Source organism: Thermophilibacter gallinarum (assembly GCF_014982725.1).
Taxonomy (GTDB): domain Bacteria; phylum Actinomycetota; class Coriobacteriia; order Coriobacteriales; family Atopobiaceae; genus Thermophilibacter; species Thermophilibacter gallinarum.
Genome location: NZ_JADCJZ010000001.1, coordinates 192,900 through 216,379, shown reverse-complemented (window position 1 = coordinate 216,379; position 23,480 = coordinate 192,900). Strand labels below are relative to the sequence as shown.

The 23,480-nt window shown below is 67.4% G+C and carries 18 protein-coding genes and 5 tRNA genes; all 23 read right to left on the bottom strand.

The features are described from left to right. Positions 1 to 23: 23 nt before the first annotated feature. A complete protein-coding gene (locus INF26_RS00995; RefSeq protein WP_193528884.1) occupies positions 24 to 4,445 on the bottom strand; it encodes a DNA-directed RNA polymerase subunit beta' in 4,422 nt (1,473 codons plus the stop codon). A gap of 5 nt (positions 4,446 to 4,450) precedes the next feature. Continuing rightward, positions 4,451 to 7,969 (bottom strand): DNA-directed RNA polymerase subunit beta, encoded by a 3,519-nt coding sequence (rpoB, locus tag INF26_RS00990; RefSeq protein WP_193528883.1) that lies wholly within the window; start codon positions 7,967 to 7,969, stop codon positions 4,451 to 4,453. 412 nt (positions 7,970 to 8,381) lie between these two features. Beyond that, positions 8,382 to 8,765, bottom strand: coding sequence for a 50S ribosomal protein L7/L12 (gene rplL, locus INF26_RS00985; RefSeq protein WP_193528882.1), 384 nt, complete (start codon positions 8,763 to 8,765; stop codon positions 8,382 to 8,384). Between the two features lie 82 nt (positions 8,766 to 8,847). Then, positions 8,848 to 9,369, bottom strand: a complete 522-nt coding sequence (gene rplJ / locus INF26_RS00980) for a 50S ribosomal protein L10 (RefSeq protein ID WP_193528881.1) — start codon at positions 9,367 to 9,369, stop codon at positions 8,848 to 8,850. 269 nt (positions 9,370 to 9,638) lie between these two features. Further along, positions 9,639 to 10,346 carry a 50S ribosomal protein L1 gene (gene rplA / locus INF26_RS00975; protein ID WP_193528880.1) on the bottom strand — a complete coding sequence of 236 codons (708 nt, stop codon included), beginning with the start codon at positions 10,344 to 10,346 and terminating at the stop codon, positions 9,639 to 9,641. An 88-nt stretch (positions 10,347 to 10,434) separates the two neighbouring features. Then, complete coding sequence (rplK, locus tag INF26_RS00970; RefSeq protein ID WP_193528879.1) at positions 10,435 to 10,863, bottom strand: 50S ribosomal protein L11; 429 nt, start codon at positions 10,861 to 10,863, stop codon at positions 10,435 to 10,437. A gap of 92 nt (positions 10,864 to 10,955) precedes the next feature. Beyond that, positions 10,956 to 11,504 (bottom strand): transcription termination/antitermination protein NusG, encoded by a 549-nt coding sequence (gene nusG / locus INF26_RS00965; protein ID WP_193528878.1) that lies wholly within the window; start codon positions 11,502 to 11,504, stop codon positions 10,956 to 10,958. Positions 11,505 to 11,506: 2 nt separating this feature from the next. Further along, the gene (gene secE, locus INF26_RS00960) at positions 11,507 to 11,872 is read right to left on the bottom strand and encodes a preprotein translocase subunit SecE (protein WP_193528877.1); all 366 of its coding nucleotides are present in this window, start codon (positions 11,870 to 11,872) and stop codon (positions 11,507 to 11,509) included. A gap of 73 nt (positions 11,873 to 11,945) precedes the next feature. After that, positions 11,946 to 12,021: transfer RNA gene (locus INF26_RS00955), tRNA-Trp, on the bottom strand. Positions 12,022 to 12,039: 18 nt separating this feature from the next. Continuing rightward, positions 12,040 to 12,189, bottom strand: coding sequence for a 50S ribosomal protein L33 (rpmG, locus tag INF26_RS00950; protein WP_193528876.1), 150 nt, complete (start codon positions 12,187 to 12,189; stop codon positions 12,040 to 12,042). Between the two features lie 185 nt (positions 12,190 to 12,374). Next, complete coding sequence (gene tuf / locus INF26_RS00945; protein WP_193528875.1) at positions 12,375 to 13,580, bottom strand: elongation factor Tu; 1,206 nt, start codon at positions 13,578 to 13,580, stop codon at positions 12,375 to 12,377. Positions 13,581 to 13,671: 91 nt separating this feature from the next. Further along, positions 13,672 to 13,748 (bottom strand) — tRNA-Met (locus tag INF26_RS00940). A 25-nt stretch (positions 13,749 to 13,773) separates the two neighbouring features. Then, positions 13,774 to 13,849 (bottom strand) — tRNA-Thr (locus INF26_RS00935). 3 nt (positions 13,850 to 13,852) lie between these two features. Continuing rightward, positions 13,853 to 13,936, bottom strand: a tRNA-Tyr gene (locus tag INF26_RS00930). Positions 13,937 to 14,093: 157 nt separating this feature from the next. After that, on the bottom strand, positions 14,094 to 14,585 hold the full coding sequence (locus INF26_RS00925) for a hypothetical protein (protein ID WP_193528874.1): 492 nt from the start codon (positions 14,583 to 14,585) through the stop codon (positions 14,094 to 14,096). Positions 14,586 to 14,641: 56 nt separating this feature from the next. Beyond that, positions 14,642 to 14,716 (bottom strand) — tRNA-Thr (locus INF26_RS00920). A gap of 176 nt (positions 14,717 to 14,892) precedes the next feature. Further along, positions 14,893 to 15,432, bottom strand: a complete 540-nt coding sequence (locus INF26_RS00915; protein ID WP_193528873.1) for an NYN domain-containing protein — start codon at positions 15,430 to 15,432, stop codon at positions 14,893 to 14,895. Beyond that, complete coding sequence (rlmB, locus tag INF26_RS00910) at positions 15,425 to 16,342, bottom strand: 23S rRNA (guanosine(2251)-2'-O)-methyltransferase RlmB (RefSeq protein WP_193528872.1); 918 nt, start codon at positions 16,340 to 16,342, stop codon at positions 15,425 to 15,427. Before rlmB ends, INF26_RS00915 begins: the two co-directional genes overlap by 8 nt. 6 nt (positions 16,343 to 16,348) lie before the next feature. Beyond that, positions 16,349 to 17,827 (bottom strand): cysteine--tRNA ligase, encoded by a 1,479-nt coding sequence (cysS, locus tag INF26_RS00905; protein WP_193528871.1) that lies wholly within the window; start codon positions 17,825 to 17,827, stop codon positions 16,349 to 16,351. Positions 17,828 to 17,892: 65 nt separating this feature from the next. Beyond that, complete coding sequence (ispF, locus tag INF26_RS00900; RefSeq protein ID WP_193528870.1) at positions 17,893 to 18,372, bottom strand: 2-C-methyl-D-erythritol 2,4-cyclodiphosphate synthase; 480 nt, start codon at positions 18,370 to 18,372, stop codon at positions 17,893 to 17,895. A 309-nt stretch (positions 18,373 to 18,681) separates the two neighbouring features. Next, on the bottom strand, positions 18,682 to 19,452 hold the full coding sequence (gene ispD, locus INF26_RS00895; RefSeq protein ID WP_193528869.1) for a 2-C-methyl-D-erythritol 4-phosphate cytidylyltransferase: 771 nt from the start codon (positions 19,450 to 19,452) through the stop codon (positions 18,682 to 18,684). Further along, positions 19,452 to 20,528 (bottom strand): DNA integrity scanning diadenylate cyclase DisA, encoded by a 1,077-nt coding sequence (gene disA / locus INF26_RS00890; RefSeq protein ID WP_193528868.1) that lies wholly within the window; start codon positions 20,526 to 20,528, stop codon positions 19,452 to 19,454. Before disA ends, ispD begins: the two co-directional genes overlap by 1 nt. Before the next feature lie 149 nt (positions 20,529 to 20,677). Further along, on the bottom strand, positions 20,678 to 23,263 hold the full coding sequence (locus tag INF26_RS00885; protein WP_193528867.1) for an ATP-dependent Clp protease ATP-binding subunit: 2,586 nt from the start codon (positions 23,261 to 23,263) through the stop codon (positions 20,678 to 20,680). Between the last annotated feature and the right edge of the window lie 217 nt (positions 23,264 to 23,480).

The window sequence follows — 23,480 nt, the reverse complement described above, 5'->3', positions numbered from 1 at the left end:
TCAGGTGCGTATGGAACGAGCGCCTACTCCTCGCTCTCCTGGCGGACCACCTGCGAGAGGAGGTCGTCGAGGGAGCCGAGGTCCTCGTTGATGACGTCCGAGCCCTCGTTCGACGCGTCGGTGCCGCCGATCAGCTCGTCGTCGTCGAAGTGGTGCGTGGCCGGGGCGGCCGTGCCGAGCATGATGTCGGCGTCGGCGTCGGGCGAGAAGACCATGTTCAGGAGCTGGGACAGGTCCTCGCTGTCGGCCTCGTCCTCGTCGGGCTCGAGGATGTAGAGCAGGCCGCGGGCCTCGAGGCCGTCGCGGAGCTCCTCGATCGCCTTGGCACCGATGCCGTCGATGCGCAGGAGGTCGTCCTCGGTCTTGCCGATGAGGTCGCCGACGGTCTCGATGCCGACCTCGCTGAACTTGTTGGTCCAGCGCTGCGACACACCGAGGTCGTCGAAGAGGTAGAGCTTGGCATCCTCGCTGGAGAGCGTGCGGCCGTTCTTGGAGTACACGCCGCCGAAGCCGAAGTCGTCGCCGACCCAGTCGAGCTGCTTGGGCAGCTTCTCCTCGATGCCCTTGAGCTCGTCGGGCGCCCACTCGGGCAGGCTCTTGGCGAGCGGCGAGGTGGGACCGTCGATCTTCGTGCCGTGGTAGGTGAGCTCGACGTCATTGTACGCCGAGAGGCCCGTGCCGGCCGGGATCTGCTTGCCGACGATGACGTTGGGCTTGAGGTCGAGCAGGTGGTCCACATCGCCCTCGATAGCGGCCTCGGTGAGGACGCCGGCGGTGCGGATGAACGACGCGCTGGAGAGCCAGGAGTCGATGGAGCTGGCCACCTTGAGGGTGCCCAGGATCACGGGCTCGGCCTCGGGCGGCGTGCCGCCGGCGAGCGCGACGTTGCGCACGGTGTCGGCGAAGACGTAGCGGTCGACGTACTGGCCCAGCAGGTACTGGGAGTCGCCGGGGTTGGTGACCTGGACGCGACGCAGCATCTGGCGCGCGATGACCTCGATGTGCTTGTCGTTGAGGTCGACGCCCTGGGAGGTGTAGACGTCCTTCACGGACTCCACGAAGGTGTGCATCGTGGACTCGATGTCGGTGAGCTTGCGCAGCTTGCGGAAGTTCACGAAGCCGCGGGTGATCTGGTCGCCGGCGCGGACCTCGACGCCGTCCTCGACGCCCGGCATGAAGCGCACGGACGCGGGGACGCGCCACTCCTCGATGGTGCGGGTGGCGTCCTCGGAGTCAACGATACGCAGCAGGTACTCGGCCTGCTCGGGGGTGATGCGCAGGGTGCCGGAGACCGGCGCGAGGTCGGCCTCGCGGCCGAGGATCTTCTCGTTGACGTTGCCGACGACGTCGAACATGCGGGCGACCGTGGGGAGGCCCTGCGTGATGTCGTCAGCGCCCGCGACGCCGCCGGAGTGGATCGTACGCATCGTGAGCTGGGTGCCCGGCTCGCCGATGGACTGGGCGGCGATGACGCCGACGGCGGTGCCGATGTTGACCGGACGACGCGTGGAAAGGTCCCAGCCGTAGCACTTCTGGCAGACGCCGTACTTGGACTTGCAGGTGAGCAGCGCGCGGAGCTCGACCTTCTTGAGGCCGTGCTCGACCAGCATCTCCAGGTCGTCGCGGGAGGTGATGTAGCCGTCACGCGCGATGAGCACCTCGCCGGTGGCGGGGTCGCAGATGTCGTTCAGGGCGCAGCGGCCGATGAGGTCGGTGTCGACGCTCGTGGCACCCGGCTTGATCAGCGGGTAGGTGACGCCCTCGTCGGTGCCGCAGTCCTCCTCGCGGACGATGACGTCCTGGGCCACGTCGACGAGACGACGGGTCAGGTAGCCGGAGTCGGAGGTGTGGGAGGCGGTGTCGACGAGGCCCTTACGAGCGCCGTAGGTGGAGATGAAGTACTCCAGCGGCTCGAGGCCCTCGCGGAAGTTGGCCTTGATCGGCAGGTCGATCGTGTCACCGGACATGTCGGCCATGAGGCCGCGCATGCCGGCGAGCTGACGGAGCTGCGTCTTGGAGCCACGGGCACCGGAGTCGGCCATCATGTAGATCGGGTTGTCCTCGGCGAAGCCGGCGAGCATCTCGGTGGCGAGAAGGTCGGTGCACTCGGTCCACGCGTTGACGACCTCGGTGTGACGCTCCACGTCGGACAGGAAGCCGTCCTCGTAGTACTCGTTGATCTCGTCGACGCGCTCCTGCGCCTCCTCGAGGATCTGCGGCTTGTCGGCCGGGATCGTGGCGTCCCAGACCGAGACCGTGAGGCCCGCGAGCGTGGCGTAGTGGAAGCCGGTCTCCTTGATGGCGTCGAGGATGGGCTCGACCTCGGCCAGCGGGTAGCGGTCGCAGCAGTCGTTGACCAGGGCGCCGATGTCGCTCTTCACCATCTTGTAGTTGATGAAGGGGTAGTCGGCGGGCAGGCACTGGCGGTTGAAGACGATGCGGCCGATGGTGGTCTCGAAGCGCGCGGTGTGCTCGGTGACGTCGAGGTCCTCGAACGTGCCGCGGGCGGTCATGACGCGGAAGAGCTTGCGGCCGTCCTCCTCGCAGTTAGCGTCGGCGGCGCTCACGCGCACGACGACGGGCTGCTGGAGGTCGAGGTCGTGGTTCATGTCGATGGCGAGAAGCGCGTCATCGAAGTCGGCGAAGACCGGGGTGTCGTCGGTCTTCCCGCCCACCTCGGTCGTGAGGTAGTAGGAGCCGAAGACCATGTCCTGCGACGGCACGGTGAGCACCTTGCCCGAGGCGGGCGAGCGCAGGTTGTTGGACGACAGCATGAGGACGCGGGCCTCGGTCTGGGCCTGCGTGGAGAGCGGCACGTGGACCGACATCTGGTCGCCGTCGAAGTCCGCATTGAAGGGGGCGCACACCAGCGGGTGCAGGTGGATGGCCTTGCCCTCCACGAGGACCGGCTCGAAGGCCTGGATGGACAGGCGGTGCAGCGTGGGGGCGCGGTTGAGAAGGACCAGGCGATCCTGGATCACCTCGTCGAGGACGTCCCACACGGCCGGGAGCTGGCGGTCGATCGCGCGCTTGGCGCCCTTGATGTTCTCGACCTTGCCGAGCTCGACCAGGCGGCGCATCACGAACGGCTTGAAGAGCTCGAGCGCCATCTGGGAGGGCAGGCCGCACTGGTGCAGCTTGAGCTTGGGGTCGACGACGATGACCGAGCGGCCGGAGTAGTCGACGCGCTTGCCGAGCAGGTTCTGGCGGAAGCGGCCCTGCTTGCCCTTGAGGGCCTCGGCGAGCGACTTGAGCGGGCGCCCGCCACGGCCGGTGACGGGACGACCGCGACGGCCGTTGTCAAAGAGCGCGTCCACGGACTCCTGGAGCATGCGCTTCTCGTTGTTGACGATGATCGCCGGGGCGTCGAGGTCGAGCAGGCGCTTGAGGCGGTTGTTGCGGTTGATCACGCGACGGTAGAGGTCGTTGAGGTCGGACGCCGCGAAGCGGCCGCCGTCGAGCTGCACCATCGGGCGCAGGTCGGGCGGGATGACCGGGATGACGTCGAGGATCATGTTGGCCGGGTCGTTGCCGCCCTTGAGGAAGGCGTCGACGATCTCCAGGCGCTTGATGGCCTTCTCGCGCTTCTGCTTCTGAGCGGTGTCGGAGGCGATGACCTGGCGGAGCTCGGTGGCCTCGGCCTCGAGGTCGATGCCGCGGAGCAGGTCGCGCACGGCCTCGGCGCCCATGCCGCCCTTGAAGTAGATGCCGTAGTAGCGCTTGAGCTCCGAGAAGAGACCCTCGTCGGAGATCAGCTCGCGCTCCTCGAGCTGCATGAACTTCTCGTAGGCCTCGGTGCGGAGGCGCTTCTCGTCCTCGTACTCGGCCTCGAGGTCGGCGATGCCGGCGCGGATCTCCTCCTCGGAGAGCGGCTCGATGTCGCCGAACTCGTCCTCGCCGCCCTCGCCCTGCTCGCGCAGGCGGGCGATCTGGTCGTCGCGCTCGGCGTCGAGCTCCTCGAGGTCGGCGTCCAGCTCCTCCTTGAGGTCGGCCGCGTCGGCCTCGCGGGCCTCGGCGTCGACCTTGGTGACGATGTAGCTGGCGAAGTAGAGGACCTTCTCGAGGTCCTTGCTCTTGATGTCAAGCAGGCGCGCGAGCGGGAAGCTCGACGGGCTCTTGAAGTACCAGATGTGGCTCACGGGGGCCGCGAGCTCGATGTGGCCCATGCGCTCGCGGCGCACCTTGGCCGTGGTCACCTCGACGCCGCAGCGCTCGCAGACGATGCCGCGGAAGCGGATGCCCTTGTACTTGCCGCAGGCGCACTCCCAGTCCTTGGTGGGGCCGAAGATCTTCTCGCAGAACAGGCCGTCCTTCTCGGGCTTGAGCGTGCGGTAGTTGATCGTCTCGGGCTTCTTCACCTCGCCGTGCGACCAGCTGCGGATGCGGTCTGCAGAGGCAAGGGAGATCTTGATGGCGTCAAAGTCGGTGGTGTCGAAATCAGCCACAGTCGCTACTCCTTATCGCTGGTCGCGTCGCCGACGAGGGCGGACTCGGCGTCGTTCATGTTGCGGGCGAGGTCATCGACGAGCTCGTCGACGGCCGTCATGTCCGCGAAGACGTCCACGGCGTCCTCGGCCTCGGCGGCCTTCTCCTGCTCCGCGCGCTCGGCGCGCTTCTGGTAGGAGATCGGCTCGATGTCCAGGGCCAGGGAGCGGATCTCCTTGACGAGGACCTTGAAGGACTCGGGGATGCCGGCCGCGGGGACGTTCTCGCCCTTGACGATGGACTCGTAGGTCTTGACGCGGCCGTTGGTGTCGTCGGACTTGACGGTGAGGATCTCCTGGAGGACGTTGGCCGCGCCGTAGGCGTAGAGGGCCCACACCTCCATCTCGCCGAAGCGCTGGCCGCCGAACTGGGCCTTGCCGCCGAGCGGCTGCTGGGTGACGAGGCTGTAGGGGCCGGTCGAGCGCGCGTGGATCTTGTCGTCGACCATGTGGCCGAGCTTCAGGATGTAGCTCGTGCCCACGGTGATCGGGCTCTTGAAGGCCTCGCCGGTGCGACCGTCGTAGAGCGTGGTCTTGCCGAGGTCGTTGAGCTGCGGGACGAACTCCTCGCGCATGTGGTCGCCGTACTCGAGCTTGGCCTTGTTCATCATGTTGATGTTGGTGCGGCGCAGGACCTCGGCGACCTCCTCGTCCGTGGCGCCGTCGAAGACGGGCGTGGCCACGGGGATGGGTCCGGGGACGTACTTCTTGGAGTTCGCGGACTCGTCGTCCCAGCCGTGGGAGGCGCCCCAGCCGAGATGGCACTCGAGGAGCTGGCCCACGTTCATACGGGACGGGACGCCCAGCGGGTCGAGAAGGACGTCGACGGGCGTGCCGTCGGCCATGTAGGGCATGTCCTCCACGGGCAGGACGTTGCAGACGACGCCCTTGTTGCCGTGACGACCGGCGATCTTGTCGCCCTGCTGGATCTTGCGGCGCTGGGCCACGAAGACGCGGACGAGCTCGTTGACTCCCGGCGGGAGATCGTCGCCGGCCTCGCGGCTGAAGCGGACGACGTCGACGACGCGGCCGTAGGCGCCGTGCGGCATCTTGAGGGAGGTGTCGCGGACGTCGTGGGCCTTGGCGCCGAAGATGGCGCGCAGGAGGCGCTCCTCGGCGGTGAGGGCCGTCTCGCCCTTGGGCGTGACCTTGCCGACGAGGATGTCGCCGGGGCCGACCTCGGCGCCGATGCGGATGATGCCGTCATCGTCGAGGTTGGCGAGCATGTCCTCGGAGAGGTTCGGGATCTCGCGGGTGATCTCCTCGGAGCCGAGCTTCGTGTCACGGGCGTCGATCTCGTGGCGGGAGATGCTCACGGACGTGAGCAGGTCCTCCTGGACGACGCGCTCGGAGACGATGATGCCGTCCTCGTAGTTGAAGCCCTCCCACGGCATGTAGGCCACGGTGAGGTTGGCGCCCAGGGCGAGCTCGCAGTGGTCGATCGAGGTGCCGTCGGCGAGCGGCTGGCCGGCCTCGACCTTCTCGCCCGCGGAGACGATCGGGCGGTGGTTGATGCAGGTGGACTGGTTGGAGCGCTCGTACTTGGGGAGGTCGTAGCGCTCGGAGCCGTGCTCGTCGGAGTAGACGACCACGTGGGCGGCGTCGACCTCGGTGACGGTGCCGGCGTGCGCGGCGCGGATGAGCTCGCCGGAGTCGAGCGCGGCGCGCTCCTCCATGCCGGTGCCCACGAACGGCGCGTGCGCCTTGATCAGGGGCACGGCCTGACGCTGCATGTTGGCGCCCATGAGGGTACGCTTGGCGTCGTCGTGCTCGAGGAACGGGATGAGGTTGGCCGCCACGGAGAGCAGCTGGCGCGGAGAGACGTCCATGTAGTCGACGTCCTCGACGGCCACCTGGGCGGGGGCGCCGAAGGAGCCGTCGAAGTCGCGGGTGCGGGCGATGATGCGCTCCGGGCGCACGACCTTGCCCTTGGAGTCGACGTCGACGAACTCGCCGGTCTTGGGGTCGTACGGCGTGTTGGCAGGAGCGATGTTGTGGGACTCCTCCTCGTCGGCGGTCATCCAGTCGATCTGGTCGGTGACCTTGCCGTCGACCACGCGACGGTACGGGGCCTCAATGAAGCCGTACTCGTTGACGTGGGCGTAGAGGGCAAGCGAGCCGATGAGGCCGATGTTGGGACCCTCGGGGGTCTCGATCGGGCACATGCGAGAGTAGTGCGAGTTGTGGACGTCGCGGACGGCCGTGGGCACGTTGGTGCGGCGGCTGGAGCCGGACTTGTGGCCGGCGAGGCCGCCCGGGCCGAGCGCGGAGAGACGGCGCTTGTGCGTGAGGCCGGAGAGCGGGTTGGCCTGATCCATGAACTGCGAGAGCTGCGAGGAGCCGAAGAACTCCTTGATGGCCGCCACGATCGGGCGGATGTTGATCAGGCTCTGCGGCGTGATGTCGTCGGCATCCTGGGAGGCCATGCGCTCGCGGACCACGCGCTCCATGCGGCTCATGCCGATGCGGAACTGGTTCTGGACGAGCTCGCCCACGGTGCGGACGCGGCGGTTGCCGAAGTGGTCGATGTCGTCGACGCGCTTGGTCTCGTCACCCTCGTGGAGGGCGAGGAGGTAGCGGATGGCCTCGACGATGTCCTCGTTGGTGAGCACGCGGCTCTCGGCGTCGGCGGAGAGCTCGAGCTTCTTGTTCACCTTGTAGCGGCCGACGCGTGCCAGGTCGTAGCGCTGAGCGTTGAAGTACAGGCCCTCGAGCAGCAGTCGGCCGGCGTCCGCCGTGGCGGGCTCGCCGGGGCGCTGGCGCTGGTAGATCTCGCGGAGGGCGGCCTCGCGGGTGGTGGAGGCGTCACGCTCGAGGGTGTTGCGCACGACGTCCGTGTCGCCGAAGAGGGCGTAGAAGTCCTCGTCGCTCTCGGCGATGCCGAGGGCGCGCAGGAACACCATCGCGGACTGACGACGCTTGCGGTCGATGGAGACCACGAGGTGGCCGCGCTTGTCGACCTCGAACTCGAGCCACGCGCCGCGGGCGGGGATGAACTGGGCCTTGTGCACGCGCACACCGTTGTCCATCTCGGTGGAGAAGTACACGCCCGGGGAGCGGACGAGCTGGGAGACGACCACGCGCTCGGTGCCGTTGATGATGAAGGTGCCGCGGTCGGTCATGAGCGGGAAGTCGCCCATGAACACGAGCTGCTCCTTCATCTCGCCCGTCTCCTTGTTGACGAAGCGCACGTCAACGAAGAGGGGAGCCTGGTAGGAGATATCCTTGGCGCAGCACTCGGCGATGGTGTGCGCCGGGTCGCCAAACTGGTGGTCGCCGAAGACGACCTCCATGGTGTGCGCGGAGTTCTCGATCGGGGAGAACTCAGCGAAGGACTCGGCAAGGCCCTCGCCCATGAAGCGCTCGAAGGACTCCTTCTGAACGTCGATCAGGTTGGGGAGCTCCATCGCGGGAGCAATCTTGCTAAAGGTCTTGCGTCCGGTCGTGCCCTGTGGTTTGGTAAGAGCAGTCTTTGCGGTAGACACCAGGCTTTTCCTCCTTCTAAAAGGGTGGAAGGCGGCAATTGTCGCAACGTAATAATCTACCGAAACGCACCTGGCCGGTCAACGAAAACCCTTGACTTGCGCCCCTGTTTTTAGTAGCTGGTTCTTCTCGCCAAATCTACCTGCGGAAACGTACTTCTCGTCCCACCCTGTTGTGGAGGTTCGGTGACGCCGTCGAGAAGAACGGCCCCCTCGCGTGCAAAACCGGCCCCGTGTACCGGTTTTGGGCCCTTTCGCTGAGAAAACCCGTCCCGTGTACCGGTCTTGCCCCAGCCGACCGGTACACGGGACGGGTTTCCTGCGCGCGTGGACAGACGGCGCATACGAAAAAGGGGCCGGACCCGCAGGTCCGACCCCTTGTCTGCGCGTTGCGCGTAACCCGAGGTAAGGAGACTTACTTGAGGGTGACGGTGGCGCCGGCCTCCTCGAGCTGCTTCTTGGCGGCCTCGGCGTCCTCCTTCTTGGCGCCCTCGAGGACGGCCTTGGGGGCACCCTCGACGACCTCCTTGGCCTCCTTGAGGCCGAGGTTGGTCAGAGCGCGGACGACCTTGATGACGGCGATCTTGTTGTCGCCGAAGCCCTCGAGCACGACGTCGAAGTTGGTCTTCTCCTCCTCCTCGGCGGCAGCGCCGGCAGCCGGAGCGGCGGCGACGGCGGCGACGGGGGCGGCGGCGGAGACGCCGAAGGTCTCCTCGATGGCCTTGACGAGCTCGGAAGCCTCGAGCAGGGTCATCTCCTTGAGGGCGTCAATGATCTCCTCGGTGGTAAGCTTAGCCATTTCTCAATCCTTTCGGTCCCGCGCGACGTGCGCGGATTTGCGTTTGCGGGTGCGGGCAGGCGGACGCCTCCCCGGTTGGCTGCTAGGCAGCCTGCTTCTGCTCGGACACGGCGTTGATGCCACGGGCGAGGCCGGAGGGCACGCCGTTGATGCAGACGGCGATGTCGCGGGCGAAGCCGCTGATGAGACCAGCGACCTGAGCCATGAGCTGCTCGCGGTTGGGCAGGTCGGCGTAGGCCTTGGCCTCGTCGGCCGTGAGGGCCTTGCCGTCGGCGATGGCACCGATGAAGTTCATCTTCTTGAGCTTCTCGGACTGCTCCTTGATCACCTTGGCGGGCTCCACGGGATCCTCGCCGTAGAAGACGTAGGCGCAGGTGCCGGCGAGCATGTCGTCGATGTTGGGGAGTCCGGCGTTCTCAAGAGCGATCTTGACGATGTTGTTCTTGTACACCTTCATCTCGGCACCGGCGGCGCGCAGGGCGCGACGGACCTCCTGGGTCTCCTTGACGGAGAGGCCACGGTAGTCGACCACGAACAGGCCGCCGGCGTTCTCGATGGAACCGGAGACCTTCTCGAGCATCTCGACATTGGACTTGGATGGCATGTTGTTACACCTCCTCTTGCTGCGGTCGGGCATGCCGCCGACGGGCGGGCCTTCCGCATGAGAAGACCCCGCTTTCGGCGTTGCCAAAGCGGGGTCCTCGAGGATGCTTATCTCTGAGACCACCTCGGCAGGCGGGTTTCCCCTTTGAGCCTTGCGGCACCGGCTGTCTTTGGCAGCGGACATGCAGTGAAACAGGCGCGAGACGGGCATCTCGCACGGGACATTGTGTCACGCGGCGAGAAGCCCGTCAAGCTGACGGGAAATACGCGCTAGTCCTCCATGAAGTTGCGCGTGCGGGCGGGGTCGACCTTGATGCCAGGGCCCATCGTGGTGGAGACGACGACGGACTTGACGTACTTGCCCTTGGCGCTGGACGGCTTCACGCGGATGAGCTCGGTGAGCAGCGCACCGTAGTTCTCGACGAGCTTCTCGGTGTCGAAGGAAACCTTGCCCATGGGGACGTGGCAGATGCCGTAGCGGTCGGCGCGGTACTCGACGCGGCCGGCCTTGAGCTCGCTGACCATCTTGGCGACGTCCATGGTGACGGTGCCGAGCTTGGGGTTGGGCATGAGGCCGCGGGGGCCGAGGATCTTGCCGATGCGGCCGACCTTGCCCATCATGTTGGGCGTGGCGATGGCGGCGTCGAAGTTGATCTCGCCGGCCTGGATCTGGGCAACGAGGTCGTCGGAGCCCACGACGTCGGCGCCGGCGGCCTCGGCCTCGCGGGCCTTCTCGCCCTCGGCGAAGACGGCGACGCGCACGCTCTTGCCGGTGCCGTGGGGCAGGGAGATGGAGCCGCGGACGTTCTGGTCGGCCTTGCGGGTGTCGACGCCGAGACGGACGTGGACCTCGACGGTCTCGTCGAACTTGGCGGGAGCGAGCTCCTTGGCGAGCTCCATGGCGGCCTTCGGCGCGTAGAGCTTGGTGCTCTCAACCTTGGCGGCAGCGGCCTTGTAGTTCTTTCCGTGCTTGGGCATGTTGCGAACCTCCTGTGGTCAGCGGGCGTTTGCGCCCTCCCACATCGTGTGCCGGGAGGGACCGTCCCCCTCGGCGCTTAGACGCTTGCTACTCGGCGATGGTCACGCCCATGGAGCGGGCGGTGCCGGCGACGATCTTCTTGGCGGCCTCGATGTCGTTGGCGTTGAGGTCCGGCATCTTGATCTCGGCGATCTTGGTGAGCTGCTCCTGGGAGAGCTGGCCGACCTTGTCGCGCTGGGGGACGCCGGAGCCGCCCTTGAGGCCCAGCTCTTTCTTGATGAGCTCGGCAGCAGGCGGGGTCTTGCAGACGAAGTCGAAGGAGCGGTCCTCGTAGACCGAGATCTCGACGGGGATGATGTCGCCGGCCTTGTCCTGCGTGGCGGCGTTGAACGCCTGGCAGAACTGCATGATGTTGACCTGGGCGGCACCGAGGGCGGGACCGACGGGAGGCGCGGGGTTGGCGCCGCCGGCCGGGATCTGGAGCTTGATGAAGTTGACGACCTTCTTCTTGGCCATGGTTCTTCTCCTTGAGGGGTTCCTTGCTTGCTATGTCTGCGCCGCGCCCGAGAAGCAATCCTCACCGATACGGGCGGGCGGAGGCTCCTTCCTTACGCGATTGCGGTGACCTGCTCGAGCGTGAGCTCGACCGGGGTCTCGCGACCGAAGATCATGAGCATGACCTTGACCTTGCCGGCCTCGGGCATGACCTCAGAGACCTGGCCGTCGAAGTCCGCGAGCGGCCCGGAGACCACGCGGACGGACTGGCCGACCTCGAGCGAGGTGGAGGTGCGCTTGGGCACCGCGGGGGTGGTGCCGCGGGCGCCGGTGCGGCGCATGATCTTATCGAACTCGCTGCGACGCAGCGGGGACGGCTTGCCGTCGGGGCCGACGAAGCCCGTGACGCCCGGCGTGTTGCGGACGAAGGACCAGGTGTCGTCGTTGCCCTCCATGCGGACCAGGACGTAGCTCGGCAGGACCTTGGACTCCTTGGTCTCGCGCTTGCCGCCGTCCTTGATCTCCGTGACCTCCTCGGTCGGGATCTGGATGTCCACGATCTGGTCGGAGAGGCCGTAGGTCTCGATGCGGTGCTCGAGGTCGGCCTTGACCTTGTTCTCGTAGCCCGAGTAGGTGTGAATCACGTACCAGCGCTTAGCCATGTCTACCCCCTGAGGCCCGTGTAGCCCACGAGCACGGCGACGATGCCGGAGTCAACGAGCCAGATGATCACGCCGAAGATGATGAGCATGACGATGATGGCGGAGGAGTAGCTCTTGAGCTCCTCCTTCGACGGCCAGACGACGCGCCTCATCTCGGAGCGGACCTCGCCGAGATAGTTGAGAAGGCGACGGAAGACGCCGAGCTTCTTGTCCGACTTCTTCTCGGGCTTCTTCTCGGTCTTGGCGACTGCCTTCGCGGGCTTGCCCGAGGCCTCGGGCGCAGAGGTGGCCTGGGCGGCCTCGACGCGGGCGCGCTCCTCGGCCCGTGCCTTGCGGACGCTCCTCTTGTTGCGGTCCTTGTTGGCCATCGATCTGACTCCCTCGAAGACGTTCCTTACATGGAAACCGGCTAACCCCGAAGGGAAAGCCGGTGGTGAAATCTGGCAGGCCAGGAAGGACTCGAACCCTCAACAAACGGTTTTGGAGACCGCCGCTCTACCATTGGAGCTACTGGCCTGTTTGGAAAGCCCACCTGCTAGCGGGTCTCCCGGTGCAGCGTGTGCTTCTTGCACCACGGGCAGTACTTCTTCAACTCCATGCGATCGGGGTTGTTGGACTTGTTCTTGTCCGTGGTGTAGTTGCGGCGCTTGCACTCGGTGCAGGCGAGAGTAACCAGAGTACGCATGAATCCTCCTGAATGAATGTGACGCGGTGGTAAACACTACCATCGGACCTTTGATCTTGTCAAGGCAACGCTCTTCTCGGCTCTTCAATCACAAAATGCACAGAGCCGAGAAGGACGGTGCCTCGCAGGGCCGAAAAAGGGCCCGGCACTGGGTGCCGGGCCCCTTGGGTTCGAGTGAGTGGAGACTACTCGAGGATGGTGGAGATACGGCCGTCGCCGACGGTGTGGCCGCCCTCGCGGATGGCGAACTTGTCGCCCTGCTCCATGGCGATCTCGTGGATGAGCTCGCAGGTGACGGTCACGTGGTCACCCGGCATGGCCATCTCGACCTTGGTGCCGTTGGAGTCGGTGAGCTCGGAGATGTCACCGGTGATGTCCGTGGTGCGGAAGTAGAACTGCGGACGGTAGCCGGCGAAGAACGGGGTGTGACGGCCGCCCTCCTCCTTGGTGAGAACGTAGATCTCACCGGTGAACTTCTTGTGCGGGGTGACGGTGCCGGGCTTGCAGATGACCTGGCCGCGCTCGATGTCCTCGCGCTTGATGCCGCGCAGGAGGATGCCGACGTTGTCGCCAGCCTCGCAGTAGTCCATGGTCTTGCGGAACATCTCGATGCCGGTGGCAACGGAGGTCTGCTTCTCGCGGATGCCGATGATCTCGACCGGCTCGTTGAGCTTCAGGGCGCCGCGCTCGACACGGCCGGTGGCGACGGTGCCGCGGCCGGAGATGGTCATGACGTCCTCGATGGCCATCAGGAACGGCTTGTCGTTGTCACGCGGCGGCGTCGGGATGTAGGAGTCGACGGCGTGCATGAGCTCGATGATGGAGTCGACCCACTTCTGCTCGCCGTTGAGGGCGCCGAGGCCGGAGCCGCGGATGATCGGCAGGTCGTCACCGGGGAAGCCGTACTCGGAGAGGAGGTCACGGGTCTCCATCTCGACGAGGTCGATGAGCTCGTCGTCGTCAACCATGTCGCACTTGTTCAGGAAGACGATGATGTAGGGGACGCCGACCTGACGGGCGAGCAGGATGTGCTCGCGGGTCTGGGCCATGGGGCCGTCGGTGGCGGCGATGACGAGGATGGCGCCGTCCATCTGAGCCGCACCGGAGATCATGTTCTTGATGTAGTCAGCGTGGCCCGGGCAGTCGACGTGGGCGTAGTGACGCTCCCAGGTCTCGTACTCGATGTGGGCAACGTTGATGGTGATGCCGCGCTGACGCTCCTCGGGAGCCTTGTCGATGTTCTCGAAGGCGGTGTAGTCAGCCTTGCAGCCCTCGGTCTCGGAGAGGACCTTGGTGATGGCCGCGGTCGTGGTGGTCTTGCCGTGGTCGACGTGACCGATGGTACCGATGTTTACGTGGGGCTTGGAACGATCAAACTTCTCCTTGGCCATTGCCATCCTCCTTCTGGAACCGACCTCGCGGCCAATCCTCTAAAACTGCAACACTTATGCCAAGCGGCGCCGAGGCGCCGCCATGGAACTCTGGTACCGGTGACTGGACTCGAACCAGTGACATCGCGGGTATGAGCCGCGTGCTCTAACCAACTGAGCTACACCGGCAGGTGCGTGCGCTGAAAGGCGGAAATGGAGCCCGCGACCGGATTTGAACCGGTGACCTCTTCGTTACCAACGAAGTGCTCTACCGACTGAGCTACACGGGCGGATGGTGGGGATGCTTGGACTCGAACCAAGGAACCCAGAGGGAGCGGATTTACAGTCCGCCGCAGTTGCCGCTGTGCCACATCCCCATTCCGTTTTCAGCCACTCACGAGGCACGTTCTCCCTCGCAAGCGGAAGATAGATTACGACGTGGCAAAAAACTTGTCAACGTATACCCCGCTGCCGGGCGTATCTATTGTCACGAGGCGCACACATCCGCAGGTCAGCGCCACCACCGTTTGTCTGTCAGCCACGTGCAAGCGGATACGCCATACCAAACGATTCGTAAAGGTCCGCAAAGCCGAGTCCCTTGCGGTCGCGGCGACGATACCACGTTGCGTAGGTGTTCCAATCCGGCACCAGCACGTGGTTGCAGAGCAGGATCCACGCCGGAATGAACGCTATGAAAGCAAGAGCGGCAACCCCGGCCCATGCAATTGCCTTGAGCTCCGCCTCCATCTGGAGCGGCAGCGCTAGCACGACAGCGAGCACCACCAGCGCAGCGACCACATAGCCCGCCATCCCAAGCAGCTGCAGCCTCTTTGCGCTCTGGTAGCCGGCGAGGATGCGCCTCAGCAGTGGCTCGTGCACCCCGACAAACGTCCTGGACGCATACGCAAGCATCTCGTTGCGCTCTATGGCTGAGACGGCCACCCCAGCCGCCGTGACAACTTCAGAGAACCCGTCCGGCGTTCGCAGCGGGGCATCTGACGCCCACTCGCTGAAATCGTCTGCCATCCCGCCCCCCTCTAAGGATAAGAGCCGCGACCGTGAAGTCGCAGCCCCTGAGCTCCTGGAGCCGGCAGAGGGAGTCGAACCCCCAACCCACGGTTTACAAAACCGTTGCTCTGCCATTGAGCCATGCCGGCGTGTTCGTTCATGATAGCGGGTCCGGCGGACGGCGAGAAGTGCGTTCTTCTCGCTGCCTCGTGGAACGGTGACAGGTTTTCCCGCTCGCGCGGCCCGATCCGGGGTCGCAAGCCGCAAAAGTAGTCAGTCAGGAGGGTCAGAAGGACGTGAGACAAATGTACCTGTCCCCTTTGTCTCACCCGCGCAGGAGGCGCCAGAGCTTCTCGCGGGCTGCCGGGTCGATGCGGTCTTCGAGGCGCATGTGCTGGGTCTGGCGCTCGGCGTTGGCCTGGCGGTACTCGACGTCCAGCGCGTCCATGTTGGTCACGAGCACGTCGCTCGAGACGCGCGTCACGGGGATGCCGCCCACCGTGGCCCTGATGGTGTTGTCCGAGGTGACCACCGTCACGGCCTGCGGGGCGAGGCGCGCCTCGGTGACTAGGCGCTCGATCACGGTGTCGGCGGACTCGCCGGCGGGCGAGAAGACCAGGCGCACGCCGGCCTTGGAGAGGTCGGGGCGCTCCGGTGAGACGTTGCCCGCCGCGTCGAAGACGATCACGGGCTCGTAGCGGCCCTTGGCATAGGCGGCCACGTCGGCGACGAGCAGGTCGCGCGCCTGCTCGAAGGGGTCGCCCTCGGCGGTCTCGTCCATGCGGGCGAGGTAGCGCTCGGACTTGTAGATGACGTTGTAGCCGTCAACCACGAGCAGCTCGCGCGGGGCGGCAGCCCTAGGCATCGGCCTCGCCGCCACACTCGACGCGCCGCAGCCACTCGTAGCAGAGCACGGTCGTTGCCTGGGCGACGTTGAGCGACTCCACGCGCCCGCGCTGCGGCAGACGGCAGGAGAAGTCGCACTTCTCGGCCACCAGGCGCGAGATGCCCTCACCCTCGGAGCCCATGACCAGGGCCAGGCGCCCGCCCATGGGAGCGTGCCAGACGTCCTCGGTCGCGTGCTCGGTGGCCGCACAGGCCCAGAAGCCGGCGGCCTGGAGCTCCTCGATCACGCGCGCGAGGTTGGGGACCTGCGCGATGGGCAGGTGCATGACGGCACCCGCGGAGGTCTTGTACGCGCCCACGCCCACGGAGGCGGCGCGTGCCTTGGCCACGACGACGCCCGCCGCGCCCACGACCTCTGCCGTGCGCACGATGGCACCGAAGTTGCCCTGGTCGGTCACGTGGTCGAGCACGACGACGAGGGCGTCGCCCTCCCCCGCCGCGGCGATCACGTCGGAGAGCTCAGCGTACTCGAAAGGTCGGGTCCGCACGACGATGCCCTGGTGGGCGCCATGGCTGGAGAGCGCGTCCAGGCGGGCGCGCGGCACGCGCTCGACGGGGACGCCGGCCTCGTCGAGCCGGGCGGCGATCTTCTCGAGCGCCTGGTCGCGCTCACCGGAGCGCTCCTGAACGAGCGCCGAGCGCAGCGGCATCCCGCAGGCCAGCGCCTCCTCGACGGCACGCCGGCCCTCGATGAGGTCGGAGCGATCGCGCTGCTGCGGCCCGCGGCGCGCCGCGCCCGGGACCGGACGGGTGCCGCGGCCCTTCTCGCCGTGCTGCCCCTTGCCGGAGGCGGGACGGAAGGGACGGCCGCCCTTGCCCTTGCCGCCGCGAACGTCGCGACCGGGCGTGCGGGACTGGTTCTTTGCCATGGTCGCCTACTCCTTGCGGTGCAGGCGGGCGCCGGCGGCGGTGTCCTCGACCACGAGGCCGAGCGCGGTGATGCCGTCGCGGATGGCGTCGGCGACACCCCAGTTCTTCTCTGCACGGGCCTGCTGGCGTGCGGCGAGAAGAACCTCGGCCGCCTCGGCGGCAGAGGAGCCCTCGTAGCCGGCCTGGTCACGCGCGAGGTCCACGAGGCCGGCGGGCAGGTCGTCCTCGCCCGTGGAGCGGGAGAGGTTGATGCCCATGACGTCCGCGAGCTCGGTGAGCATGTCGGCAGCGCGCAGGCAGACGGCCGTAGAGGTGTCGTCGGCGGCGTCGGCCAGGTAGGTGTTGGCCGCGGTCACGAGCGAGAAGATCGCAGCGAGGCCGCCGGCGGTGTTGAAGTCGTCGTCCATCTGGCGGCAGAACTCCTCGCGCGCGGCGTCGATCTGCGCGCCGAGGGTGCGGTCAGCGTCGTTGAGCTCGCCGTCCTGCGGGGAGCGCTCCGCCGCCCAGCGGAGGTTGCGCACGCAGGTCTCCAGGCGCTCGAGCGTGCCGGCCACGCCCTCGAGGCGCTCGAAGGAGAAGTCGAGCGGCGCGCGATAGTGGGTCTGAAGCATGAGCAGTCGCACGGCGTCCGCAGGGTACTTGTCGAGCACCTCCTTGAGCGTGTAGAAGTTGCCGAGGCTCTTGGACATCTTCTCGCCGTCGACGCGGAGCATCCCGGTGTGCATCCAGGTGTTGGCGAGCGCGGCGTCCCAGGCGCACATGGCCTGGGCGGTCTCGTTCTCGTGGTGCGGGAAGATGAGGTCGGCGCCGCCGCCGTGGATGTCGATCGGAGTGCCCAGGTAGCGGTGGATCATCGCGCAGCACTCGGTGTGCCAGCCGGGGCGGCCGTCGCCCCAGGGGCTGGGCCAGCTGGGCTCGCCGGGCTTGGCGGCCTTCCAGAGGGCAAAGTCGAAGGGGTCGCGCTTCTCGTCGTTGACCTCCACGCGCTCGCCGGCGCGCATCTGGTCGAGGCTGCGGCCGGAGAGGATGCCGTAGTTGTGGTCGGCGCGCACAGAGAAGTAGACGTCGCCGGAGGGCACGGGATAGGCCACGCCGCGCTCGATGAGCAGGGAGATCATCTCCTGCATGGCCTCGATCTCGTGCGTGGCGCGCGGGCGGATGTCCGGGTCGAGCACGCCGAAGCGGTGCATCTGCTCGATGAAGGCCGCCGAGCACTCCTCGGCGACCTCGGCGGCACTGCGCCCGGTCTCGTTGGCGCGGTTGATGATCTTGTCGTCCACGTCGGTGAGGTTCTGGGCAAAGGTGACCTGATAGCCCTTGTACATGAGGTAGCGACGGATCACGTCGAACGCGAGGAACGTGCGCGCGTTGCCGATGTGAATCTGGTCGTAGACGGTGGGGCCGCAGACGTACATGCGGATCTTGCCGGGCTCGATGGGGACGAGCTCCTCCTTCTTGTGCGTCTGGCTGTTGTAGACGAGCATGCGTGCTCCTTGCGGTTGGCTGTCTTGCGTTGGACCAGTATAGCGCCGGCGGGCGAGAAGGGCCGCTACTCGATGCTCTCGAGCAGGGCGACGGCCCAGGCGGCGATGCCCTCCTCGCGGCCCACGAAGCCGAGGTGCTCGGTCGTGGTGGCCTTGACGCCGACGGCGTCGACGGGGATGCCGAGCGCATCCGCCATGTTGGCGCGCATCTCTTCGCGGTAGGGGGCGAGCTTGGGGGCCTGCGCCGCGATGGTGCAGTCAACGTCGGCGACGCGCCAGCCGCGGGAACGGGCGAGATCGGTCACGTGGCGCATCAGGACCAGGGAGTCCGCGCCCTCGTAGGCTGGGTCGGTGTCCGGGAAGAGCTTGCCGATGTCGCCGGCGCGCAACGCCCCAAGCACGGCGTCCATGAGGGCGTGCGCGACCACGTCTGCGTCCGAGTGCCCGGCGAGACCGCGCTCGCACGGTACGTCGACGCCGCCCAAAATCAGACGCCGCCCCTCGGCGAACGCGTGCACGTCAAACCCATGTCCGATGCGAAGCATGTTCGGCCCCTCTCCGTTGGGTGGGGTTCCAACGTAGCACATGCCAGGCACGCGATTACGGTTGCCGGGGCGCAGGCGCTTAGGAAATCGGAGTTGTTGTGCCTCGGCGCGCTTGGGATGCTTAGAATTTGGGAGTTGTTGAACCCTCCACGTCCTTCTCGGCGCGCCGGACGGCGATAAGGACGCGTGTCAACTGGGGTTTCTTCGTGGCATGCCCGCCGAGAAGAACCGTCAACCTGCAACAACCCCAATTTCCTAAGCGAGCCGTGACCGCGGGGCTACAACAACCCCGATTTCTTAAGCAGCCGCTCAGCCCAGCAGGCGCCGCTCGAGGGTGGCCTCGGCGAGGGCGAGGTCCTCGGGCAGCGTGACCTTGATGTTGTCGCGCGTGGACTCCACGACGCGGACGCGCCCGCCCATGCGCTCCACGAGGGAGGCGTCGTCGGTGCCGAGGTACTCGTCGCGGGCCGCCGCCTTGTGCGCGGCGAGAAGGGCGCGGCGACGGAAGACCTGGGGGGTCTGCGCCGCCCAATAGAACGAGCGGTCGGGCGTGGCCACGATCTTCTCGCCCTCCACGAGCTTGAGCGTGTCCGTGCAGCGAGAGGCGAGGATGGCGCCGGCCAGTGCCTCGTCCGCGCGGACGGCGGCGATGCAGGCCTCGACCTGCTCCACCTCGACGAGGGGGCGAGCCGCGTCGTGGACCGCAACGAATTCGAGGTCGCGGGGGGCGACGGAGAGGCCCGAGAGCACCGACCCCTGGCGCGTCTCCCCGGAGGGCGCGAGCACGACGGGCTTGGCCAGGGAGAGTCGCGAGAGCACGTCCTCCTCGACCTGCCGCGCCCTGTCCGGGGCGCACACGACCACGAGACGGGCGACGGACGGGCAGCGGTCGAGGGCGGCGACGGACCAGCACATGAGCGGCATCCCCGCAAGGTCGACGAACTGCTTGCCGCGGGGGTCGCCGAAGCGCTCGCCGGATCCGCCGGCGACGACGATCGCGCAGGTGTCGGCGCCGAGCGCGGCCTCCCCCACCCGCTCGGGGCAGGCGCACGCGCTCAGGTCGGGCGTCCGCGCGCCCATCACTCGCCCTTGTCCCACATTCGGTGGAGGCTGTTGGCGAGGACACCGGGGTTCTTGACGCCGATCTCGCCGAGGCGCGACGGGTCGTCGTCGACGGCCTCGAGGACCTCCTGGAGCGAGCCGTACTCGTCGACGATCTTGTCGGCCATGCCGTCGCGCACCACCGGCACGCGCGAGAGCGTGCGCAGGCCGAGCGGGGTCATGATGGAGTCCTCGCCGCGCTCGTCGTCGTAGCCGAGCAGCCTGGCCACGAACTTGGCGGAGCGCAGCTGGGTGTTCACGGTATCGTGCAGCTGCCGGCGGATGACGCGCGCCGTCTCCTCAGAGGAGTCCGCCGCGTAGTCGCGGATCATGAGGAGGTAGGCCTCGTCCAGGCCGGCCAGGTACTCCTCGCCCTGCATCCGCGCGACCTTGCCCTCGCTGCCGAGCTGTTCGATGCAAGATCCCAGCTCGTCGCCGGCGGACTGCAGGACCTCGAAGAGGTAGAAGACGCTCGTGAGGTCGCCCAGGGTGACGCAGTTGTCCAGCTCGAGGCTCGTGAGGCGCAGGAGGCTGCGGTCGAGCTGGTTGCGCGTGTTCTGCATGGCGACCGTGAGCTGGTTCACGGTCGTGAGCAGGTCGCTCACGCTCTTGAGCTCGAAGCCCCTGCCGTCGACGTAGACGTTGACCACCGAGCGACGGGCGGAGACCGAGATGACCGTGGCCTTGGTGAGCAGGCTCATGCGGGCGGCCGTGCGGTGACGCATGCCCGTCTCGGAGGTGGGCAGCGATGGGTCCGGGTTCAAGTGGTAGTTGGCGCGCAGGATCTTGGTGAGGTCGCGGTCGACGACCACGGCGCCGTCCATCTTGCACAGCTCGAAGAGGCGGTTCGCGGTGAACGAGACGTCGAGCTTGAAGCCGTCGTCGCCGGCGGCGAGGACGTTCTCCGAGTCGCCCACGCAGATGAGGGCGCCCAGGTGGCCCGCCAGGATCATGTCCAGGGCCGTGCGCAGCGGCGTCCCCGGCGCGGTCTTCCTGATCGCGTCGTCGAAGCGCTGCTCGTGCTCGGTTGCTGGGTCGAGCTGGGTGACGTCCACGTGCGCCCCTCTCTGTCGGCGGTCGATTACGAGTATAGCGCCGGCGCCCGCCGCCCACGTCCTCGGCGGTCAAGCCCCGGCGCTCGGACAGCTTGCCGCAGAGGGCGCGGCAAGAACTCGCGGCGGGACTTGACCGCTGAGCCCGTGGGCTACTCCCCCGCGCTCAGCAGGCCGCCGGCACCGGTCGCCCCGCGCGAGGGCTCGGGAAGCGAGCCGAGAAGGTCGGGCGAGCCCATGGTCTCGCGGCGACGCGGCGCGGGGATCTCGCCGACCGCGTGCTCAAAGACGAGCTCGCCGTCCTTCTCGTCCACGCGGATGATCTCGCCGGCGCGCCACAGACCCTGGAGCAGCTCCTCGGAGAGCGGGTCCTCGATGAGCGTCTGGATGGCGCGGCGCAGCGGGCGCGCGCCGTAGACCGGGTCGGCGCCCCTCTTTGCGACGAGGTCGCGGGCGGCGTCCGTGAGCTCGATGGACATCCCCTCGGCGATGAGGCGCTCGCGCAGGTCGGCCACCATGAGGTCGACGATGTCACGCAGCTGCTCGGGGGTGAGCGACCTGAAGACCACGACCTCGTCCACGCGATTGAGGAACTCGGGGCGGAAGTGCTTCTTCAGCTCGGACATGACGCGGCTCTCGATCTCCTTGTCGGAGAGGCCGTTCGCGCCCTGGGCCGAGAAGCCCATCGTGGTGGTCTGGGCGATGTCGCGGGCGCCGATGTTGGACGTCATGATGATGACGGTGTTGGAGAAGTCGACGTGACGGCCCTGGCCGTCGGTGAGGCGGCCCTCCTCCAGGATCTGGAGCAGGACGTTGAACACGTCGGGGTGCGCCTTCTCGACCTCGTCGAAGAGGACGACCGAGTAGGGGCGCCGGCGCACGGCCTTGGTGAGCTCGCCGCCCTCGTCGTAGCCCACGTATCCCGGAGGGGCGCCGACGAGCTTGGAGACGGTGTGCTTCTCCATGAACTCGGACATGTCGAAGGAGATGAGCGCCTCCTCGGAGCCGAAGAGGAACTCGGCGAGTGCCTTGGCGAGCTCGGTCTTGCCCACGCCGGAGGGGCCGAGGAAGATGAACGAGCCGCCGGGGCGGCGCGGGTCCTTGAGGGGGCTGCGGCTGCGGCGGATGGCCTTGGCGACCTTGGTGACCGCCTCGTCCTGGCCGACGACGCGCTGGTGGAGCACGTCCTCGCAGCGCAGGAGCTTGGAGGCCTCCGCCTCGGTGAGGCTGGAGACGGGCACGCCGGTCATGGCCGAGACCACGTCGGCGATGTCCTGCTCGTCGACCGTGACCACGTTGGCGGCGAGCTCCTCGCGCCAGGCGGCCTCGAGCTCGTCGCGGCGGGCGACGAGGGACTTCTCCTCGTCGCGCAGGCGCGCGGCGTCCTCGAACTCCTGGGCGGCGGCGGCCGCGGACTTCTCCTCGCGCACGCGGGCGAGGTCGGCGTCCACCTGGGCGATCTCGGGCGGGAGCGCCATCTTGTGGACGCGCGTGCGGGCACCAGCCTCGTCGAGCACGTCGATCGCCTTGTCGGGCAGGAAGCGGTCCTGGACGTAGCGGTCCGAGAGCGAGACCGCGGCCTGGATGGCGGCGTCGGTGTAGCGGACGTGATGGTGGCGCTCGTAGCGGTCCTTCAGGCCCTCGATGATGCGGACGGTGTCCTCGGGGCTGGGCTCGCCGATGTTGACCGGCTGGAAGCGGCGCTCGAAGGCGGAGTCCTTCTCGACGTGCTTGCGGTACTCGTCGGCGGTGGTGGCGCCGATGACCTGGATCTCGCCGCGCGAGAGGGGCGGCTTGAGGATCGAGGCGGCGTCGATCGAGCCCTCCGCGGAGCCCGCGCCTATGACGGTGTGGATCTCGTCGATGAACAGGATGTCCTCGTCGGAGGCCTCGAGCTCGGCGACGACCTTCTTCATGCGCTCCTCGAACTCGCCGCGGTACTTGGAGCCGGCGACGAGGCTCGCGAGGTCGAGCGTCCAGATCTGCTTGCCGCGCAGGATGTCGGGCACGTTGCCGGAGGCGATGAGCTGCGCGAGCCCCTCGACGATCGCCGTCTTGCCGACGCCCGGGTCGCCGAGGATGAGCGGGTTGTTCTTCTGGCGGCGCGCGAGGACCTGCATGACGCGCTCGATCTCGCGGTCGCGGCCGATCACCGGGTCGAGCTTGCCGTCCGTAGCCAGCTTGGTGAGGTTGCGGCCGTACTGCTCGAGGACCGAGCCCTCCTCGCCCTGCTGCTGGGGCCCGCCGAAGCCGGCCATGCGCACGTCGGCCGTCGCCGCCTCGCGCGGGGCGCCCTCGGGGCTCTTGCCGGCGAGCTCGTTCACCGCGTTGCGCACGGCGTCGCCGGAGATGCCCATCTGGCGCAGCGCGTCCATCGCGCGCCCGTTGCCCTCGGCGACGATGCCGAGCAGCAGGTGCTCGGTGGCGATGTAGGTCTGGCCGTGCGCCATCGTCTCGCGGTACGCGCCCTCGAGCACGCGCTTGGCGCGGGGCGTGAACGGGATGTGCCCGCCGGGCACGGGCTCGCCGTCCTGCGTGGTGAGGCTCTGCACGGTGGAGAGCGCCTCCTCGTAGGTGACGTCGAGCTTGGCGAGCGCCTGGGCGGCGACGCCCTCCCCCTCCTTGATGAGCGCGAGCAGCAGGTGCTCGGTGCCCACGTACATCTGGCCGAGGCCGCGCGCCTCGTCCTGGGCGAGGTTCATCACCTTGCGGGCCCTGTCGGTGAACTTCTCAAACATACGTGCATCCTTCCGCACGGCAGCTTCACGGTACTAGTTTGTACCCACGGCGCCGCCCGCGCAAACGCGCTAAGCGACGCCGCGTATCTCGCCCTGCGGGCGGCCGTCCCGGAATCGGCGGCCTTCTCCGACGGGGCGAGAAGCGCGTCCCGGAATTGGCGGGGTTCTCGTCATGAGGGCGCTTCTCGTCCCAGAATCGGCGGGGTTCCGCAGCCCG